Below are 18,305 nucleotides of genomic sequence, written 5' to 3' on the forward strand. Positions count from 1 at the left end.
GCCGTTATGGCAGACGTACTCGTCCTCGTCGAGCAGGTCGACGGGAAGCTCAAGAAGGTCACGGCCGAGCTGCTGACCGCCGCCAAGGCCCTGGGTGAGCCGGCCGCCGTCGTCGTGGGCGCCCCCGGCACCACCGACGCGATCGCCGATCAGCTCAAGGCCGCCGGCGCCGCCAAGATCTACCGCGCGGAGTCGGCCGAGGCCGACGCCTACCTGGTGACCCCGAAGGTCGGCGTGCTCGCCGAGCTCGCCGAGAGCCAGGGCGCCGCAGCGGTTCTCACCGCCGCCACGTTCGAGGGCAAGGAGGTGGCCGGCCGCGTCGCCGCGCGCCTCGGCTCCGGCCTGGTCGCCGACGCGATCGCCTTCGGCCCCGGTGGCGCCGCCACCCACTCGATCTTCGGTGGCGCGTTCACCGTCGACGCCACCGCCGGTGGCGACACCCCGGTCGCCTCGCTGCGCCCGGGCGCCATCGAGGCCGACGGTGTCGCCGGCGCCGGTGAGATCGTCGACGTCGCGGTTCCGGCCGAGGCGGAGAACGCCGTGAAGATCACCGCGAAGCAGCCGATCCAGGGCGGAAACCGTCCGGAGCTCACCGAGGCGACGATCGTCGTCTCCGGTGGTCGTGGCGTGGGTTCGGCCGAGAAGTTCTCGGTCGTCGAGGAGCTCGCCGACTCGCTGGGTGCCGCCGTCGGCGCCTCGCGCGCCGCCGTCGACTCGGGCTACTACCCGGGCCAGTTCCAGGTCGGCCAGACCGGCAAGACCGTGTCGCCGCAGCTGTACATCGCCCTGGGCATCTCGGGCGCCATCCAGCACCGCGCCGGCATGCAGACCTCGAAGACCATCGTGGCCGTCAACAAGGACGAAGAGGCCCCGATCTTCGAGATCGCCGACTACGGCATCGTGGGCGACCTGTTCGACGTCGCCCCGCAGCTCACCGAGGCCGTCAAGGCGCACAAGGGCTGAGTCGCGTTACCCGCTCCAGCGCAGCGAGCCCCGTCCGGATCTCCGGGCGGGGCTCGTTCGTGTCTAGGATCGTGCCGTGAACAGCAGCGTCCTGATCGTCGACGACCAGAGGTTGATCCGCGACGGCCTCACGATGCTGCTCACCGCGGCGCCGGACTTCTATGTCGCGGGCGAGGCGACCAATGGCGACGAGGCGGCGCGCGCCTACCGCGAGCTCGCGCCCGACATCGTGCTCATGGACCTGCGGATGCCGGGGGTCGACGGTGTCCGGGGTATCGAGCAGATCATCGCCGCGGACCCGGCCGCTCGGATCGTGGTGCTGACGACCTTCGACGACGACGAGCACATGTACCCGGCCCTGGCCGCCGGCGCGGTCGGGTTCCTGGTCAAGGACATCGCGCCCGAGGCGCTGCTGGACGGCCTGCGGCGCGCGCTGGGCGGGGAGGTGCCCATGTCGCCCGGGCCCGCACGTCGGGTGCTCGACGATGCCCTCCGCGCCCGGACGGCGCCCCCGGCGGCGCCGGCGGAAGAACCCGCTGTGCCGTTCACCGATCGCGAGGCCGAGGTACTGGCGCTCGTCGCCGAGGGACTGGGCAACGCGGCGATCGCGGGCCGGTTGCACGTGGCCGAGTCGACCGTCAAGGCGCACATCGCGAACCTCCGGCAGAAGACCGGTGCCGGCTCGCGGGTCGAGCTGGCGCGCTTCGCCACTCGGGGCTGAGACTCACCTACGTCGCACGGGTCGGCAGGGTGAGCGCGACGACCCACTGATCGCCCTCGGGGCCCGCGGTGATGCTTCCGCCGGCGAGTTCCGCCCGCTCGGCCATCCCGGCCAAGCCGTAGCCGTGCCCGCGCTGCGCCTGTGCAGGAAGGGGACTGACCACCCGGGCCCGCCAGGCACCGTCGGACCTGCCCACGTCGACGGTGACCGCCGCACCGCGCGGCGCGTGCTTCATGATGTTCGTGAGAGATTCCTGGACCACCCGCACCAGCGTGAGCGCGTCGATCGCGGCGGGCTCGTCGTCGCCCAGGTCGATGGTCGTCCGCACGTCGAAACCGGCGTCGACGGTGCGTTCGACGGCGCGTCGGATCTCCGTCTTGGTGTCGTCGATCGTCCGGTCCTGGAGCGCATCCCGTTCGCGCAGTGCCGCGAGGAGCCGGCGGATGTCCGCGAGGGAGTCGGTCGCGGTCCCGTGAATGTCCGACAGGACCTCGTCGAGGCCCGGATCGATCCCGGCGTAGACGGTGCGCGCCACGCCCACCCGCAGCGAGATGGCCGACATGTGGTGGGCCATGAGGTCGTGCAGCTCCCGCGCGAGGGCGGCGCGCTCGTCCCGGCGGGCGTGCAGCGCTTCGAGTTCGAGCTCGCGTCGTTCGCGCTCGGCCTGGGTGAACCGTTCCCGCATGTACAGACCGCCGACGAGCGGTAGTCCGACGAAACTGATGGTTTCGGCGAGCACCCGGATCAGGGTGTGCTGCTGGTCGTCGAGGACCGAGCCGATGACATAGGAGGCGGCCCAGACCGCGGTCGCCGCAGCGACCTGCCACCGGGGACGTCGCGACGCCGCGAGTTCGGCGAGGGCCAGCGCGGCGAGGTACGGGACTAGTCCTGCCGGTCCCCACGCCTCCACGGACAGCAGCCATCCGCAGAGCACGGACAGCACGAGCGAGACGGCGAACGGGGCGCGGCCGCCGAGGACGAACAGCCCTGCGGCGAGCATCGATCCGGCGATGTACGCGGGGGAGGCGTGGAAGCGTCCGGGGTACACGCTGACCGCGAGTAGCACGGGCACGACCACGAGGGGAGCGACCCGCACACCGACGGTCCAACTGGTGCGTGACATGGCAGCACCGTACGGCACCGTCGGGCCCACCGGAAAGCCACGACCTGCGTCTATAACTGCCGCGTCCACCGATGTCAACCCCCTCCCGGCTAGTCCGCTGCCCGGAAAGCTTGTCCGAAGGGCGGAGTCGCGCGGCGTCGCCGCCGACGACGCTGGAAGGCATGACCAACGACATCGCCGAGCGGCCACGAGCCGTCGCCGGCAGTACCCGCCGGACCTTCCTGACCGCCCTGATCGCCGCGCCCCTCGCCGGCGCCGCACTCACGGCGTGCCGCACCTCAGCCGTGCCGGCGGCACCGTCGCTGCCGGGCGGGCGTCGTGCCCTGCCCGTCCCGCCGCTGGCGCGGTCGGTGGTGGGTGCCGACGGCGTGCGCCGGTTCGAATTGACTGCGCAGGCGGGTGGTTCGGAGATCGTCGCCGGGAAGCGGAGCGCCACCTGGGGTTTCAACGGCGACATCCTCGGCCCCACGCTGCGCGCCCGCGACGGCGAGAAGGTCGCGGTCACGGTGCGCAACCGCCTCGCGGAGGCGACGAGCGTGCACTGGCACGGCATGCACGTCCCGGCCCGCGCCGACGGCGGCCCGCACCAGATGGTCGAACCCGGAAGCACCTGGAACGCGGAATGGACGGTGCACCAGCGGGCCTCGACGCTCTGGTACCACCCCCATCCGCACGGCGTCACCGAGAAGCACGTGTACCGCGGGCTCTCCGGCTTCTTCCTCCTCGACGACGACGAGCAGGACCGCCTGGGCCTGCCGTCCGAGTACGGCGTCGACGACATCCCCGTCGTCGTGCAGGACCGGAAGTTCACGCCCGACGGCGAATTGGACGAGACGGAGCCGGGCGAGACCGGTCTCCTCGGGCCCACGGCGATCACGAACGGCGTCGCGGGCGCGAGCCTGCTCGCGCGTCGCGAGCGGATGCGGTTGCGACTGCTCAACGGTGCGTCGGCGCGCTGCTTCGAGTTCGGGTTCGCCGACGGTCGGCGGTTCGAGACGATCGCCTCCGACGGTGGGCTGCTCGCGGCCCCAGTACCGATGGACCGGCTCATGCTCAGCCCGGGCGAACGGGCGGAGATCGTCGTCACCGTGACCGCGGGGGAGCGCACGATGCTGCGCTCGTACCCGATCTCCCAGCGCGGCAGGATGTCCGGTGGGATCGCGCGCCAGTACGGTCAGGACGACACCCTGGACGTCCTGGAACTCGTGGGTGCCGACGTGTTCGAGGCGGGCGCGGGTCCGGTGCCTCGTGTGCTGAGCACCATCGCGCCGCTCGCGGCGGGTGCGGCGGCGCCGGTTCCCGCGTCGCGGTCCTTCGATCTGCAGTGGTACATGATCAACGGCGAGCGGATGGACATGAGCCGCATCGACCTGGCGCCCGTCGTCGACACCACCGAGGTCTGGACGGTGCGCAACAAGGACAACTGGCCGCACAACTTCCACGTCCACGACGTGCAGTTCCAGATCACCGCGTTCAACGGGAAGACCCCGCCGGCGCACCTGCGCGGGTGGAAGGACACCGTCTATCTCGCGCCGGGCGACACGTGTTCGCTCGCGATGCGGTTCACCGACTACACCGACCTGACGATGCCCTACATGTACCACTGCCACCTGCTCTTCCATGAGGACAAGGGAATGATGGGCCAATTCGTCGTCGCCGCGAAGGGGCAGTCCGCACCCACCCGGCTGGAGATGCCCGGCATGCCGGGGATGTCGATGCCGTCGTCGTCCGCGTCCGCGGCGCCCTCCGGGGCGTCCGCCGCGCCCCACGGCGGCCACTGACCGCCACCCGAGAACCCCGTACCGCCACCCGGAACGATCCGACGCGGGCTCATCCGTGCGCCCGCAGAAGGTGAAACATCATGACCACGAACACCATCCCGGTCGCCGGCCGCCCCACGCCCCCGGTTGCCGCGCCCCGTCTCAGCGCCGAGCCCCGACGGTCCGCCGCGCGGATGATCGGCCTCGACCTCGCCCGCGCGCTCGCCGTGATCGGCATGTTCTACGCCCACGTCGGCCGCAAGCAGGAGTTCGTACTCCTGGACGCGTCCACCTGGGACGGCATCGTCGTCGGGCGTTCCTCGGCGCTTTTCGTCATCCTGTCCGGGCTCGGCCTGGGCCTCATGACCCGCGGCCGGACCGGCGACGCCCTCGCGACCCGGCGGCGGGAGATCGTCTACCGCGGTGTCTTCCTGTTCTTCGTGGGCGGTGTGCTCGTCACGCTCGGCGTGCACATCTCGATCATCCTCGCCACGTACGCGGTGTTGTTCTGGCTCGCGCTGCCGCTGTTCTCCCTGAGCAGGAGGGCGCTCGTCGCCGTCGCGGTGGGTGCGGCTCTGGTGGGCCCGTTCGCGAACGCCGCTGCGGTGGCGCTGATCACGCGATTCGGCGATCCCGATGCGGAGTTCTCGAAGCTGCTCGCAACCGGGAACTATCCGGTTCTGATCTGGATCGCCTATCTCGCAGCGGGTATCGCGATCGGACGGCTCGCGCTCGACTCGCGGGACACGGCGCGCCGGATGCTGGCGGCCGGCGCGGCACTGATGCTCGCCTACCCGGTGGCGTGGGTGCTCGGCGCGATCACGGGCACGGTCTTCGACGGGTTCGGTGCGGTCGTCACCGCGGGCGGCGTGCCCGCAGCCGGCGACGCCGACCGCGACGCCTGGGGCTGGGCCTGGAGCGATGCCTACCGATACCTCGGGGCACAGCCGCACTCCGGCACCCAGCTGGAGATCATCGGCAACATCGGCTTCGCTCTCACGCTGATCGGCACGTGCCTCCTCGTGGGCGCCGCGGCGCCGAGGTTGTTCGCCCCGATCGCGCGGATGGGCCGGATGTCCCTGTCGCTGTACTGTCTCCACATCGCCGCGGTGTTCGTGCTGCTGCACACCGTGCAGGACTCCCGTCAGGAGGCGTGGCTCGAAACCGACTGGCGCGGTACCGCGATGTGGCTCGCGTTCACCGTCGGTGCCTTCGTCTTCGCGACGCTCTGGTTCCGCACCCGCAGCGCGGGTCCGCTCGAAGGGATCATGCGCCGGCTCCCGACGCTGCTGGAGAACCGGGGCCGCTGACGTCCCGAGCGATCGCGGCGAGCGCGAGGTCCAGCAGGACCTCGTGCTCGCCGGCGTCCGGTACCTCGCCGATCACGAGCCAGCGGTAGATCGCGGGTCCGACCAGTAGGTCGCGCACCTGCTCGTCGGTCACGCCCGCGCCGATCGCGCCGGAGGCCCGGGCTCGCTCGATCGCGGATACCAGGGCATCGTTCCGAGGCGCCAGGTAATGCTCGTGCAGCGCCGTGCGGAGGTCCGGACGGTTCGCCGCCGCGGCGTGGACGGCGAGAACTGCACGCGCCGCGGGAGATCGGGCGATGCCGCTGATGAACGTGGCCACCGATGTTCGCAGGTCGGCCACCGGGTCGTCGGTCGACGGCGCCGCCGGCTGCGGCACCGTCGCCGTCAGAGCGCCGACGATCAGTGCGTCCCGATCCGGCCAACGGCGGTAGATCGTGGGGCGCCCGACACCGGCGCGGCGTGCAACCGCTTCGATCGTGAGCGCCTGGTACCCGACCGCCTCCAGTTCCGCCAGAGTCGCATTGACGATGGCCCGCTTTGCGGCGGCACTGCGGGGTCTGCCCGGGCTGGACGTCGGCATGAGGACAGTATAGTTTCGTTACATGACGGAACGTAATGCCACGGTGCCGCTGGCGACCACCGCCGGACTGTTCGCCGCCTGGGCTGTTCACGACGCGGAGGAGTGGCTGACGACGGGATCGTGGGCCCGTGCGCGCGGGATCCCGATGTCGGACGCGATGGCACGGACCGCCATCGCGGTGATGGGGGTTCTGGTCGCCGGTGCTGCGATCGACGGTGCCCGCACGAACGGGCGGTCCACGCTGTACCAGTCGGTGCTGTTGGCGTACGGACTGCACGGTTTCACGCACGCGGCGAACTCCGTAGTGGTGCACGGCTATTCGCCCGGCGTGGCGACCGTCCCGGTGACGGTCCTGCCCTTCTGGCTCTGGGCGTCCTCGCGATTGGATCGGGCGGGTGTCCGCCGGTCCGCTCGAGACCTCGCGCCGCACGCAGTGGCTGCCCTCGTCGGCGGGCTCGGGTTCTCGTACGGCGTGACGGCGTTGCTCAGGAAGAGCCTTCGATAGGCGCGCGTGCCCAGGCGGCGGTGCTACGTGAGAGGGCGGTCCGACGGCACCACGAGGTAGCTGGGTCGCTGCGGGTCGATGAGCACGTGCTGCGGTCGGAGCTGCGTCTCCGCGGTGACCGGACCCAGCGTCATCGCCTTGATCAGGTTGAGCGCGAAGACGTCCACCCGCAGTCGATGGCCGGGCTTGAGCACCGCGCTGGTGGCGTGCGTCGCGATGTCCAGTTCGACGACTTGCCCGGGTGTGACCAGCTGCCGCTGTGTCATGTCGAGGTCGTAGTACGGAGCCGCGTAGTCCCCACTGTCCGTGCGGATGCTGCGAGACTCGTCGATCCGGCGTAGCGAGGTGGTGAGCTGCCCGGAACTGATCTTCTCCGATCGGCCGTCGGGTGAGACGTCCGTGACGATGACACTCCAGTAAGCGTCCCGAGCATCCTGGGTGGTGGTGAGTCGAAGATTGATCGGCCCGGAGATCACCGTCGATTTCGATACGGGTTTTGAGGTGAAAGTCAGCCCGTTCATCTCGGCTACCCGGGTGTCCTTCGTGCAGCCGGTGAGCACGAGGAGACCGAACATGGCCTGCCCGGTGTCGTTCGAGCACAGCGTCGACAGGCCGGGGCCGACGGTGCGGCGGGCCGTGATCCTGGGCGGTGATGTCTGCAAGCTGTTGTCCGACAGCGCGGTCGGTGCGGTTCCCGACGGCACGCTCGAGAGATACATGCGCTGATATCGCTGGCCCGACTCCGGAAAGCTGTCACCCTGTGCCCAGTCACCGCCGAGTCGATGCACCGTGACCGGCGCGTAGTTGTCGATCCCGTTGTCGATGCCCTTGAGCCACTTGTCGAACCACGCCTTCTGCAGCACGTCGACACGCGTCGGCTGGTTCACTCCGCCCATGTCATTGGTGACGGTGCCGTGCGCGGCGTCACTCATGATGAGCTTCTTCTTGCTGGTCGGAAGGGCGCTCAGATCGTTGGGGAGGCGCCACTCGGTGTTGGTGAAGATGTCGTTCCAGGCGCCGACGGCGAAGGTCGGCGTGGTGATCTTCCCCAGCGGTGTTCGGTAGGCCGCACGCAGCGGCGAGTTCTTGTCGACCAGTTGCTTGACGGGAGTGGTGAATCCGTCGACTGTCGGCGAGAAGGTACCGGTCAGCAGTTCGGGTACGAAGACAGCTGGATTCTCTACCCGGTCCGCCAGCCACTTCCAGTCGAAGGTCCCGTTGAGCAGCGACCGGATGTCGGGGATGAACTTGAGAATGTTCACTCCTGCGAGCCACGGGGTGAGAAATCCGATGCCGAACCCACCGCCGGGGGCGATGATGTCCGCCACCAGGTCTGCGCCCGGAACGACCGGGAAGATCGCGTCGAGACCTGCCGGCGCGGTTGCAGCCGCCTGCAGCTGGTTGATCGCGGAGTAGGACGTACCGAACATGCCGAGGCGACCGTTGGCCCAGGCCTGTTTGCGCGCCCACCCGAGCACCTCGACGGTGTCTTGTTGCTCGCGGGCGCCGAGGACGTCCCACACCCCTTGCGAGTTACCGGTGCCGCGCACGTCGACCACCACCACGGTGTATCCGCTCCTTACCAACTTCTCGTCCACCGCGAAGCTCGTGTACAGCAAGCCACTGTTGAGTACGTTCCGCAGCTGGTCGACACCGCCGATGGGGGTCCCGGAGAAATTCAGCATGTTCAGCGCACCGACGAGCGCAGGGAACAGAACCGGCAGGTTGGTGATCGCGGTTGCGAGCGTGCTGGCGAACTTCGTGTACGGGGTCGCGTTGACGATGGTCGGGGTCTTGTCGGCAGTGGCTCGGCCCGTTGCGTCCGCGGGGCGGAAGACATTGGCCCGCAGGACGGTGCCGTCCGACATGCGGATCGGCACGTCCCACTCCGTCGCCATCCGTGGATACCGGGTCGGTCCGTCGTGCGAGGCGGTCCACTCCGGATTGATGAGTCCCGCGACCCCCGGCCCCGGCTTCCACGGCTCGGCGGCGGCGCGGCCGCCGAGCCCGGGCGCACCGACCGATGCCGCCAGCAGAGCGATCGTGGCGAGCACGGCCGCCAGGGCGAGCCGCAGGTGCGGACGTGTCGGGCTCATCGAGATTCTCCTTCGTCGTGAGCGCTGCGCGCGAGTGCAGGATGCCGGCTCGCCGTGGCCGGTGCCGCGTGTGCCGGGGTCAGTGCGCTGTCAGTGCCGCGTAGGTCTTCGCCGCCATGAATTCGCGGCCGCGCTGGGTGGGGTGGAATGGAGTGCCGTTCTCGCCGGGCTCGAGGCCGGTGATCGACACATAGCGTTGTCCGGTCGGGGCGCAGATCGAATGATCGCCGCGCGCCGTGGGGTCGACGTAGATGAACCCGGCGCGCCGGGCGGCGGCGGCGACCTCATCGTTGATCATCTGCTCGGCGCGGTTGCCGAAGGCGACAGCGTCGCGCCCGGGGGTGGCTTCGAGCACGCAGCCCGTGGGGTCGTCGGGCAGGATCTTCACGTAGCCGAGCACGGCGATCCTGGCCTTCGGTGCCCGCCGCGCGATCGCGGCGAAGGCCGTGTCCAGGCGTCCGGGCAGTTGTGCGATCGTGGTCTCGGCCTCGTTGCGGAACGCCTGCGTGCAGGTGACGGCGACTATGCAGTTGGTGATCAGGCGGTTGAAGACCGTGCCGTCGTTGCCGCCGATCTGGACCGCGACGTACTTCGTGGACGTGCTCAAAGCGTCGACCTGCGGGCCCATCGGCGTGCGCTGGGTGATGTCGCGGGTGTCGGCACCGCCGCAGGCCCATTCGCCGAAGGTGACCTGCGGCATCTTCGCCGCGACGAGCCGCCCCACGCTGTCGGAAGCCTGAAGGCAGTCGCCCGGAATCGTCGCTGCGACCGAGCCGGTTCCGATGTAGGAGTCTCCGATCGTGACGAATTCTGCACCGGTGCGGTGCGAGGGGTTCTGTGCTCCCGAACCCGGGGCTGCGAAGGCAGGGGCGGGGAAGATCAGTAGCCCGGCCGAAGCAAGGAGCAGTGCACGGTAAGCGGCTGAGCGCATCGTTGATCACCTTCGTATTGAAAGTTGAAGCAGTGGAGTCGTTGTCATGACGGCCAGGGCGGGTGTCGGCCGAGGGGACAGGAGGTCACGTGTCGTCGATGAGTGGCCGACGCTGCGTGTTGCCCGTCACACTAATACGTATTAGGAATCCTGGCAACAGTCGCCGACAGGGGTGTCTGATGACGAGTTCTACGTCAGGGGGCCGTTGCCCAGTGATGCACCGACTCGGGGGATCGGACGCGTCAGGAGGACTCGCGGTGAATCACGGTCAACGACTCGGGCGTTCCGGTGGTCGGCTCGGGTGAACCATCCAGTGCCAGTGCGACGATGGAGGCCGCGAGGGCGCGGGCACTGACCGTCAGATCGATGGCGATCGTGGTCAGTGGGGGCACGGTCAATGCGGCGATCGGCTCGTCGTCGACACCGACGACCGCCAGCTCGCCGGGCACGGCGAGGTCGCCGAGACGGCATGCGCCCAGGATCGCCACTGCCGCCGTGTCGTTGTACGCGGCCACCGCGCTCACCGGGGAATCGCCCGCATGCCAGCGTGCCACCGCCGCCGACGCGCGAGGCAGCGAGTAGTCCATCACCTCCACCGCCGGCTCGGCCAGGCCCAGTTCCCGGCACTGTTCGCGAGCGCCCTCCAATCGGGGCAGGCAGAAGGGCTGATCCTGCGGTTCCTCCACCGCGGCGAAACCGATCTTCCGGTGTCCTCGTTCGGCGAGGTGCCGAACCTGCAGGCGCCCTACTGCGCGCTGATCAAGTCCCGCGATGGAGGCGTCCGCGGAACTCAGTGCACCGTCCATGATCTTCACTCCCAAGCTGGTCAGGGCTCGGTGATCCTGCTCGGGCAACGGCGCTGTGGAAATGACGACGGCCGGCTGCAGGTGTTGCCACACGGCGCTGGCCCCTCCGGTCAATCCGGTGAGCTCGATGAAGACGCACGTGAAGCCCCTGGCCTGCAGAGCGGCGGTCACCTCGCGTCTGAATCGAGCGAAGGGAACCGACATGGGTGCATCAGTCAGGAGGAACGCCACGACATGGCTACGGCCGGTGCGCAACGCGCGCGCAACCGCGGACGGTGCGTAGCCGAGTCGTTGCGCGGTCTCGAGGACCAACTGCCGGGTGACGCTCGAGATTCCGTGCTCGTTCTTGCCGTTGAGAACGAAACTCACCGTGGTCTGCGAGACGCCGGCCGCTCGAGCGACATCGATGCTGGTGACCCGAGCCAACACTCCTCCTGAGCACCTGGTCGCACCGACAGGTTCCGTCGATGCCGGTCCAAGTCCAACTTATCAGTCGCGATCGGAGGCGTGGTGTTGCGGATTCGCTGCTCAGGCTCGGGTGTAGGTGGCACCGTCGGACACGAACTCGGGATGCCCGTAGGTAGCGAGGCGCCGGCGGATCAGTCGGGTCAGGTATCGGTCCACGGCCGGGTGAACGCGCGGATTCCGCGCTCCGATCTCGGCGCCGATGGTCCTGCCGACGATGAACGGGGCGGTCATGGCGACCAGTGCCAGGTCGCCGGGCGTGAAGTCGACCCCCATTCGTGCGGCCTTGGCCGGGCGCCCGCCGCAGAAGGCGATCGCGAACGAGGTCTTGCTCCAGGCTTTCTCGACGCGACTCGCGGCGAGATCGAACGGGGTGCGGTGTGGCCGGAGGTACGCGTCCATGGACGATCGGACGAGCGCGCCGCAGGTGTCGCCGTCGAAGTCGTCGCGGAGGAGGGCGGCCCGCCCGTGGAAGATCCCGATGATGCCCTCGGCGGTGGTGGGCAACAGTTCCTCGGGTAGCCCCAGGAGGAAGCAGCGATAGCGGTTGAACTCGATGATCGCGCGCTCGGACGCGTCGAAGTCGCGACACCGCCGCCGGGCCTTGAGTGCGAGGAGGTAGCTGCCGACGGTGCCCGCGGGCATCTGATCGACCTGGGGGATCGGGATGCCGTAGACCTCGCGGTTCCACGCCCCGGGCCGCGTCAACGCGTGGAACCGCACCGTCGAGTGCATGAGGCGCACCATCGCCGCGGCCTCGAAGCCCTCGCCGCGACGCTCGAGTGCGCCCGGCAGCGTGGTGACGGCGAAGAAGTTCGCCGTCTCGTTGATCCGGCGCGCCGCGCGCTTGCCGGTGAGCGCCCCGGTGAGCGACATCGGCAGCGCGGCATAGGTGTTGAGGAAGGTCGCGAGGAACACACCGCGGGTGATGAAAGGAGAGGTCAGCGCCGCGCCGACGCGGGCGAGTCGGGCGCCCTCCTCGACGAGTTCCATGTTGAGCCATGTGGGCGGCGTCTCCATCGCGGCGAGGAACGCCCGGAGCTCGTCGGGGGCTTCGGGTACCGCGTCCACTCCCTTCGCGCAGGCGCGTCGCAACATGGCGACGAGCGTCTTCGTACCGTACCGCGGCTCGAGCGCGGCGTACGGGTCGGCGACGACATCGCCGAGGAGAGTGGTGATCCCGATCAACTCGACGATCCGCTCGTCGTCGAGCGTCGCGGCCCGTCGACCCATGCGGGGGTGCAGCGTCGACCGCGTTCCTGGATCGGCGGTGTGCCGGTACGGTGTGGTCGCGAAGTCGACGGCGCCGTACAGCGCGGGCTGCAGCACGGCCTGGCTGCGGACGCGCGCGGCGAGCGCGGGGTAGTGCACGACCATCGACGGCTCCTCGACGAACAAGCGGCTGATTCCACGATGGCAGAGGTGTCCGCGCAGGGCAACGACCCGCTGCGTGGCCGCGCCGGAGCCGGTCGGCCCGCCGCGCGCTACCGAGGAAGGACCGCCGCGGAGACACCCGCCCGTACCGCGGCCTCCTGGACCACCCGGTGGCGTTGATCGGGCCGGTGTCGGTCTCGAAGATGTTGGGCAGGCCCTTTCGGAACCGCGCGGCATCGTCGGCCTTGATGCCCTCGAGCTGCGGCGGACGGTAGTACTCGAAGACCTCGACCTCCTTGCCGCGTCGATCCGAGGCGCGGTGCAGGGCCCGGGCGGCCAACCGCCCGCATTCGCCGGCGGCGTCCATGAACCCGGAGGTGAGACTGTTCTGCAGGAAGTCGCCGCCCACGAAGAGGTTCGAGATCTTCGTCGACCCGTCGAGTCGCTTGTGCCAGGTGTTGACCTCGTTGGTGGACAAGGGATCGTCGTTGCGGAGCACCCGTCGCCCGTCCGCGGACCAGACGAGTCCGGGGTCGGTGTCCCAGTGCATCAGGTTCTCGTCCCGGAACGCCGGCTCGACATCGCCGAAGCGCTTCTTGATCGTGCCCCACACCTCGGCGAACACCTCCTGGCGAGAGCACTGCGAGGCGGGCTTGTTCACGACGGTCATGCCCGGGCCGCTGGAGAACCAGTCCGAGACGATGAGCGACATGATCTGGGTGACTCCGCCGTCGCCGTAGCGCCCGTCGATCGAATCCCGCCATTGGAAACCGAGATTCACGCCGGACATCTGCCAGGGGTGATCGGGCATGTACACGGCCGTGTGCGCGCGGAGCGGTGACCGCTTGAAGTAGAACTGCAGGTTGTTCTCCCAGCCGGCGTCGAGGTCCTTGAGCATGCCCAGCTTCGGGTCGACGGCGGCGAACCGCTCACCGCCCAGGATCGGCGTGAGCTGCTTGGGCCCCATCGCGGTGAGGTACCAGTCCGCATCCACCCGACTGCGGTTCCCGGCCTCGTCCGCGACGTACGCGGCGCCGATGGCGGTCCCGATCAGGTCGAAGGACTGCAGCGACTGCCCCGTGTGGAAGCGGACGCCGAGCGACTGGAGATGCCGCACCCACGGATCGATCCACACCTGTCCCGTCGGGCCGTCCAGCAGACGGATGATCCAGCCGTTGCGGTCGGTGATGCCCTGCCCCAGGCCGTTCCACAGGAAGGCGTCGCCGATGTTGCCCACGCACTTCACCGAGGTCTTCCTGCCCTTGCTCGCCTGCAGGAGCTGGGTCACCGTCTGGATGAAGATCGTGCGGAAGTACTCGGAGCGCCGGTCCGCCTCCATGTAGTCCCACCAGCTGATCTTGTCCCACTGCTCCTGCTTCCGGATCTCGCTGCTGGTGATGTACGCCAGCACCCGCTGCAGGAAGAACAGCATGTCGGGGACGAGCTTGAGCTCCAGGCCCTGCAGCACGCCGAAGGCGTTGCCGACGGTGGTCGCCAGGTAGGCCGGGTCGGCCAGGAAGGTCGGGTCGATCGGGCCGGGGGTGTTGATCGGCAGCCCCGCGACGAGTGAACTGCCGACGCCGTTGCTCGCCGCCAGACCGAGTCCGTGCCAGTTGAATCCGCGCTGGGTGTCGGCGAGGAATCTCAGCGAGTCGTAACAGGTGTCCTTGGTCTCGGGCCGCGGGATGCGCTGCATCGAGTCGGTGACGTTGTTGTAGAAACCGCCGAAGAACCGGAAGCCGTGTTCGCGCGGCAGATCCAGCCGGCCCCGCGTACCCGTCCCGGGGATCGACCAGCCGCGGGTCTTCCCGCCCAGGATCGGCCAGCGCTCGTAGACGTCCACCTCGAAACCGCGCTCGACGAGCTCGTGCGCGGCGGTCAGCCCCGAGATGCCGGCCCCGAAGACGGCGACCGAACGGCCCCGGGCCGCCCCGGGTTTCCGGACCGGCGCGGCGTACGCGCCCGTTCCCGCGACCGTCATCAGGGCGGTCGTGGCCGCTCCCGTCAGTAGGCTCCGTCGCGTGATGGCGGGCACCGGCCCGCTCGTCCTGCTCGCCCCGTGCGTCGTCGTGCCGTCGGTCATGCCACCCCGTCGCGATTGCGATTGCAAATATCGACGTGAACGTACACGGCTGTCCGGGGGCGGTGCAACGTGTTCTTATTACGCGCCGCTCGTGCGACCTACAGGGCGGCGAGCAGTCGGCGCAGCTCGGCGGCCTGTGTGGGGGAGAGGTTCTCCGCCAGGAGCGCGTCCTCCGCCGCGCGGATCTCCCGTTTCGCCTGCGCCTGCACGGCCCGGCCTGCGTCGGTCAGTCCGACGGTGCGCTGCCGCCCGTCCGGGGCGCGGTCGCGGGAGACGAGTCCGCGCGACTTGAGAGCGGTGAGATGCTTCCCGAGCCTCGTGGTGTCGCGCCCGGTGCGTCGGGACAGCTCGACCTGCGACAGCGCCGTGTCCGCGACCAGTTCGCCGAGGATCGCGTACTCCCACATCGTGACCCCCGTCGTGGCGAGGATCGGCTCCTCGAGCGCCATCAGGCGGGGGAACAGGCGGGCGAGCAGCGCGGCCAGGTCGGGTCCGCTCGGCGGTGCGTCCGGCACGTGAACCTCCTAATGATCTACCGCGGTAGAGCGATATCGTCTACCGTGGTGCATGAACCGCTTCACGCTCTCGACACGAACCTACGGGGGATCATGGACACCTCAGCACTGCGCCACGCGGCCCGCGACCTCGCCGCCTCCCTCTCCGAGATGACCGCCGGAGACCTCGAGCTGCCCGTTGCGGCCGGCGGCGATGTCGGCGACCTGTACCTGCGGATCCTCGAGGGCGTCGCGGCCCCGGCGCCGTCCCGTGACCGTCTCGCGGCCGCCGCGAACGACTACGGCGCGGGGTACGAGCGCGCCTACCTCCGCGCCGTCGACGCCGCGATCGACGCCCTGACCGGCCCGGACGCCGTCGACGCGCAGCTCCGGGAGACTCGCTGCCACACGACCGACCTCGACCGCGCGCTCGAACTCGGTTGAGACGGCCGGCGCCGTCGCGGCGTCCGCTACGGTGACCGAATGACCTCCCACGCCGAGAATCCCGCCCCGCCGGTCCCGAGGGACGCGGCCACCGTCGTCCTCGTCCGCGACGGCGCGGACGGGATCGAGGTCTTCCTGCAGCGCCGCGTGCAGCAGATGGCCTTCGCGGGCGGGATGACGGTGTTCCCGGGCGGCGGCGTCGACCCCCGCGACGGCGATGCCGACCTGGCCTGGGAGGGGCCCGCGGCGTCCTGGTGGGCGGAACGGTTCGGTGTGGCCGAGCGCGACGCCCGCCAGCTGGTCTGCGCGGCCGTCCGCGAGACCTTCGAGGAGTGCGGCGTCCTGCTGGTCACCGGTTCCGACGGTGCCGCTCCCGACGCTGCGGCGCTCGCGCCGGCCCGGGGACGGCTCGAGGCGAAGGAGATCTCCCTCGCGCAGTTCCTCCGCGACGAGGGCCTCGTGCTCCGCGCCGATCTGCTGCGGCCGCTCGCGCACTGGATCACCCCGAAGAACGAGAAGCGTCGCTACGACACCCGGTTCTTCCTCGCCGCCCTCCCGGAGGGCCAGCGGGCCGACGACCGCACGAGCGAGGTCGAGGAGGCCGGCTGGCGGACCGCCGCGCAGGCCCTCGCGGACTTCTCCGCGGGCCGCTGTTTCCTGCTCCCGCCCACCTGGTCCCAACTGCGCGCCGTGGCCGAGCACCGCACCGTCGCCGACCTCTTGGCGGCCGAGCGCGTGATCGAGCCCGTCGAGCCCGAGCTGCCGCTGGGCGGCGCGATCGACTCGCTGCGGTTCGCCGAGGCCGCCGACTACCTGGCGGCGATGTCCTCGAACACCACTCCGCCGGTGCTGTAGCACCGGGGCGTAGCCCGGAATTCACCCTCGTTCGGCAAGGGTTCACCGACCCGCTCGGTCGCGGTTCACCGCCCCGTCGTCTCGCGCGCCCACTGTGAGCGCATGGCAACACTGGTCATCGGCCGGAGCCCGGCCTCAGAGACATTGATCGACGGTGCCGAGTACGAGGTCGTACTCACCACCCGCGACGAGGACATCGAGACCGTGCAGCGACTGCGCTTCGAGGTCTTCGGCTCGGAGCCCGGCTTCGAGGCCTCGATGGCCGGCGTCACCGACGGCCGCGACGCCGACCGCTTCGACGAGTTCTGCGACCACCTGATCATCCGGCACAAGCCCAGCGAGACGATCGTCGGCTGCTACCGCATCCTCCCGCCCCCGGGCGCGATCGCCGCCGGCGGCCTGTACCTGGCGACGGAGTTCGACCTCGGCGCCCTCGACCACATCCGCCCGGAGACCCTCGAGATGGGCCGCGCCTGTGTGCACGCCGATCACCGCTCAGGCGGAGTGCTGTGCCTCATGTGGGCGGGCCTGCTCGCCTACAGCGACCTGCGCGGCATCCGCTACGCGATGGGCGCCGTCAGCGTCCCGATGCAGTACGAGGGGTACGACCGCGGCGCGACGGTCCGCGCGGTGCGCGAACTGGTCGACGCCAAGCACCGCGCCGAGTGGACGGTGACGCCCCGCAACCGCGTCGAGGAGATCACCGCCGCGCCGGCGTCGCGCCGGACCTTCCCGCCGCTCGTCACCGGCTACCTGCGGATGAACGCCGAGATCCTCGGCGCGCCGAGCTTCGATCCGGTCTTCGACGTCGCCGACTTCCCGATGATCATCGACCGCACCCGGTTCAACGTGCGCTACCTGGAACGGCTGCAGCAGGCGGCGGGGAGCCTCTAGATCATGATCCCCGTCGGAACCCTGCGCAAGCACGGTTGGCAGCAGCAGTCGGAGTGCGACGGCGGCTGCTCGGCAGCAGAACCCCAGGTGGCGGCGCGCTGGCTGCGGATCGTCCGGTGGGCCGCCTTCGGCATCGTCGTCCTGACGGGGCTGCTCGCCCTGGGCCTGACCTACCCGTTCGGCGGACCGACGCGCCGCACGATGATCCGCGGGTGCGCCCGGGCGATGCTGTGGTCGCTCGGCGTACGGGTCGAGCCGGTGGGCAACGTGCCGCTCCGGTCGCTGGTCGTCGCCAACCACCAGTCGCTGCTCGACATCGTGGCCATCGCCTCGATCGCGCCCGCCGCGTTCGTCGCGAAGGCCGACATCTTCGACGCGCGGCCGATCGCGGTCCTCATGCGCGCGTTCGGGGCGATCCCGCTGCGCCGCGAACGCCTGACGGAACTCCCCGGTACCGTCGAGCACGTGGCAGAGCTGCTCCGGGACGGCAGCACCGTGGCACTGTTCCCCGAGGGCACCACGTACTGCGGATTCCATCGTGGTGAGTTCCGGCCCGCGTTCTTCCAGGCGGCGATCGATGCGAGTGCCGACGTGGTGCCGGTCTCGCTGCGGTACTCGATGCGGCTGCCCGGCCCGGCGCGGGGCGCGCGGCAGAGCGCCGTCGCCGCGTACGTCGGATCCGACACCGAGGTCACGACGCTCGCCCGGGTGATCGGGGCGCGCGGCGTGGCGGTGCGCGTCCACGCGACCGAGGTGATCGCCGCGGGTGACTGGGCGATCGCCGGCCGCGGGGCCCTGGCCGCGCGGGCCGAGGCATCGGTGTTCGCCGACGCCGAGTTCAGTGAGCCCGAGGTGCGCCTGCCGCTCGCCGCGTAGGTGCGGGATCGGGGTGTGCGTGCGA

The 18,305-nt window shown here is 70.0% G+C and carries 17 protein-coding genes and 2 pseudogenes; 10 read left to right on the top strand and 9 right to left on the bottom strand.

Annotated features, from left to right (window positions below):
* Window positions 1-6: 6 nt before the first annotated feature.
* Window positions 7-963 carry an electron transfer flavoprotein subunit alpha/FixB family protein gene (locus tag AXK60_RS14950; RefSeq protein ID WP_068572089.1) on the top strand — a complete coding sequence of 319 codons (957 nt, stop codon included), beginning with the start codon at window positions 7-9 and terminating at the stop codon, window positions 961-963.
* Between the two features lie 76 nt (window positions 964-1,039).
* The gene (locus tag AXK60_RS14955; RefSeq protein ID WP_217491785.1) at window positions 1,040-1,684 is read left to right on the top strand and encodes a response regulator; all 645 of its coding nucleotides are present in this window, start codon (window positions 1,040-1,042) and stop codon (window positions 1,682-1,684) included.
* A gap of 7 nt (window positions 1,685-1,691) precedes the next feature.
* Here the strand turns inward: AXK60_RS14955 and AXK60_RS14960 are convergent, their stop codons facing one another.
* Window positions 1,692-2,807, bottom strand: a complete 1,116-nt coding sequence (locus tag AXK60_RS14960) for a sensor histidine kinase (RefSeq protein ID WP_068744759.1) — start codon at window positions 2,805-2,807, stop codon at window positions 1,692-1,694.
* A 161-nt stretch (window positions 2,808-2,968) separates the two neighbouring features.
* On the opposite strand from AXK60_RS14960, the gene AXK60_RS14965 reads away from it, so the two are divergent.
* Window positions 2,969-4,588 carry a multicopper oxidase family protein gene (locus tag AXK60_RS14965; RefSeq protein ID WP_068572091.1) on the top strand — a complete coding sequence of 540 codons (1,620 nt, stop codon included), beginning with the start codon at window positions 2,969-2,971 and terminating at the stop codon, window positions 4,586-4,588.
* An 80-nt stretch (window positions 4,589-4,668) separates the two neighbouring features.
* Window positions 4,669-5,877 carry a DUF418 domain-containing protein gene (locus AXK60_RS14970; protein ID WP_068572094.1) on the top strand — a complete coding sequence of 403 codons (1,209 nt, stop codon included), beginning with the start codon at window positions 4,669-4,671 and terminating at the stop codon, window positions 5,875-5,877.
* On the opposite strand, the gene AXK60_RS14975 is transcribed toward AXK60_RS14970, so the two are convergent.
* Window positions 5,834-6,457, bottom strand: a complete 624-nt coding sequence (locus AXK60_RS14975; protein WP_068572095.1) for a TetR/AcrR family transcriptional regulator — start codon at window positions 6,455-6,457, stop codon at window positions 5,834-5,836. The genes AXK60_RS14970 and AXK60_RS14975 overlap by 44 nt on opposite strands.
* Before the next feature lie 22 nt (window positions 6,458-6,479).
* On the opposite strand from AXK60_RS14975, the gene AXK60_RS14980 reads away from it, so the two are divergent.
* Complete coding sequence (locus AXK60_RS14980) at window positions 6,480-6,962, top strand: HXXEE domain-containing protein (RefSeq protein ID WP_068982542.1); 483 nt, start codon at window positions 6,480-6,482, stop codon at window positions 6,960-6,962.
* 23 nt (window positions 6,963-6,985) lie between these two features.
* Here the strand turns inward: AXK60_RS14980 and AXK60_RS14985 are convergent, their stop codons facing one another.
* The 5 genes and pseudogenes from AXK60_RS14985 to AXK60_RS15000 form a co-directional block, all read right to left on the bottom strand.
* Window positions 6,986-9,058, bottom strand: a complete 2,073-nt coding sequence (locus AXK60_RS14985) for a CocE/NonD family hydrolase (RefSeq protein WP_068572099.1) — start codon at window positions 9,056-9,058, stop codon at window positions 6,986-6,988.
* Between the two features lie 79 nt (window positions 9,059-9,137).
* Entirely contained in the window at window positions 9,138-9,989 is an 852-nt protein-coding gene (locus AXK60_RS14990; protein WP_068572101.1) for an SGNH/GDSL hydrolase family protein, read from the bottom strand.
* Window positions 9,990-10,231: 242 nt separating this feature from the next.
* Window positions 10,232-11,026: a substrate-binding domain-containing protein gene (locus AXK60_RS14995; protein ID WP_244881117.1), complete on the bottom strand. Its 795-nt coding sequence runs from the start codon at window positions 11,024-11,026 to the stop codon at window positions 10,232-10,234.
* A gap of 51 nt (window positions 11,027-11,077) precedes the next feature.
* A pseudogene (locus AXK60_RS27970) lies at window positions 11,078-11,224 on the bottom strand (LacI family DNA-binding transcriptional regulator); the annotation flags it as partial.
* A 99-nt stretch (window positions 11,225-11,323) separates the two neighbouring features.
* Window positions 11,324-12,658: an oxygenase MpaB family protein gene (locus AXK60_RS15000; RefSeq protein WP_342342458.1), complete on the bottom strand. Its 1,335-nt coding sequence runs from the start codon at window positions 12,656-12,658 to the stop codon at window positions 11,324-11,326.
* Window positions 12,659-12,673: 15 nt separating this feature from the next.
* Between AXK60_RS15000 and AXK60_RS27085 the strand changes: the two genes are divergently transcribed.
* Window positions 12,674-12,814: a hypothetical protein gene (locus AXK60_RS27085; RefSeq protein WP_175400038.1), complete on the top strand. Its 141-nt coding sequence runs from the start codon at window positions 12,674-12,676 to the stop codon at window positions 12,812-12,814.
* Between the two features lie 202 nt (window positions 12,815-13,016).
* Here AXK60_RS27085 and AXK60_RS27975 read toward each other — a convergent pair.
* Together AXK60_RS27975 and AXK60_RS15015 are read right to left on the bottom strand one after the other, a co-directional pair.
* Window positions 13,017-14,717 (bottom strand): annotated as a pseudogene (locus tag AXK60_RS27975) (FAD-dependent oxidoreductase); the annotation flags it as partial.
* A gap of 98 nt (window positions 14,718-14,815) precedes the next feature.
* Window positions 14,816-15,232, bottom strand: coding sequence for a MarR family winged helix-turn-helix transcriptional regulator (locus AXK60_RS15015; protein ID WP_082778054.1), 417 nt, complete (start codon window positions 15,230-15,232; stop codon window positions 14,816-14,818).
* Window positions 15,233-15,325: 93 nt separating this feature from the next.
* On the opposite strand from AXK60_RS15015, the gene AXK60_RS15020 reads away from it, so the two are divergent.
* The 4 genes from AXK60_RS15020 (at window position 15,326) to AXK60_RS15035 (ending at window position 18,280) form a co-directional block, all read left to right on the top strand.
* Complete coding sequence (locus AXK60_RS15020) at window positions 15,326-15,655, top strand: hypothetical protein (protein ID WP_068572108.1); 330 nt, start codon at window positions 15,326-15,328, stop codon at window positions 15,653-15,655.
* A gap of 39 nt (window positions 15,656-15,694) precedes the next feature.
* A complete protein-coding gene (locus AXK60_RS15025) occupies window positions 15,695-16,510 on the top strand; it encodes an NUDIX hydrolase (RefSeq protein ID WP_068572110.1) in 816 nt (271 codons plus the stop codon).
* A gap of 102 nt (window positions 16,511-16,612) precedes the next feature.
* Window positions 16,613-17,404, top strand: coding sequence for a GNAT family N-acetyltransferase (locus AXK60_RS15030; RefSeq protein ID WP_068572116.1), 792 nt, complete (start codon window positions 16,613-16,615; stop codon window positions 17,402-17,404).
* Window positions 17,405-17,407: 3 nt separating this feature from the next.
* Window positions 17,408-18,280 (top strand): lysophospholipid acyltransferase family protein, encoded by an 873-nt coding sequence (locus AXK60_RS15035; RefSeq protein ID WP_068572118.1) that lies wholly within the window; start codon window positions 17,408-17,410, stop codon window positions 18,278-18,280.
* Window positions 18,281-18,305: the final 25 nt, after the last annotated feature.

The sequence above is a fragment of the Tsukamurella pseudospumae genome, assembly GCF_001575195.1.
In the GTDB taxonomy this organism is placed as follows: Bacteria; Actinomycetota; Actinomycetes; order Mycobacteriales; family Mycobacteriaceae; genus Tsukamurella; species Tsukamurella pseudospumae.

What these genes read in the sequence shown, in the direction of transcription:
- AXK60_RS15030 (WP_068572116.1), top strand. Translation starts at nt 16,613, where the DNA reads ATGGCAACACTGGTCATCGGCCGGAGCCCGGCCTCAGAGACATTGATC.
- AXK60_RS15035 (WP_068572118.1), top strand. Translation starts at nt 17,408, where the DNA reads ATGATCCCCGTCGGAACCCTGCGCAAGCACGGTTGGCAGCAGCAGTCG.
- AXK60_RS14990 (WP_068572101.1), bottom strand. Translation starts at nt 9,989, where the DNA reads ATGCGCTCAGCCGCTTACCGTGCACTGCTCCTTGCTTCGGCCGGGCTA.
- AXK60_RS14960 (WP_068744759.1), bottom strand. Translation starts at nt 2,807, where the DNA reads ATGTCACGCACCAGTTGGACCGTCGGTGTGCGGGTCGCTCCCCTCGTG.
- AXK60_RS14985 (WP_068572099.1), bottom strand. Translation starts at nt 9,058, where the DNA reads ATGAGCCCGACACGTCCGCACCTGCGGCTCGCCCTGGCGGCCGTGCTC.
- AXK60_RS14970 (WP_068572094.1), top strand. Translation starts at nt 4,669, where the DNA reads ATGACCACGAACACCATCCCGGTCGCCGGCCGCCCCACGCCCCCGGTT.
- AXK60_RS27085 (WP_175400038.1), top strand. Translation starts at nt 12,674, where the DNA reads ATGGCAGAGGTGTCCGCGCAGGGCAACGACCCGCTGCGTGGCCGCGCC.
- AXK60_RS14980 (WP_068982542.1), top strand. Translation starts at nt 6,480, where the DNA reads ATGACGGAACGTAATGCCACGGTGCCGCTGGCGACCACCGCCGGACTG.
- AXK60_RS14950 (WP_068572089.1), top strand. Translation starts at nt 7, where the DNA reads ATGGCAGACGTACTCGTCCTCGTCGAGCAGGTCGACGGGAAGCTCAAG.
- AXK60_RS15020 (WP_068572108.1), top strand. Translation starts at nt 15,326, where the DNA reads ATGGACACCTCAGCACTGCGCCACGCGGCCCGCGACCTCGCCGCCTCC.
- AXK60_RS15025 (WP_068572110.1), top strand. Translation starts at nt 15,695, where the DNA reads ATGACCTCCCACGCCGAGAATCCCGCCCCGCCGGTCCCGAGGGACGCG.
- AXK60_RS14975 (WP_068572095.1), bottom strand. Translation starts at nt 6,457, where the DNA reads ATGCCGACGTCCAGCCCGGGCAGACCCCGCAGTGCCGCCGCAAAGCGG.
- AXK60_RS14965 (WP_068572091.1), top strand. Translation starts at nt 2,969, where the DNA reads ATGACCAACGACATCGCCGAGCGGCCACGAGCCGTCGCCGGCAGTACC.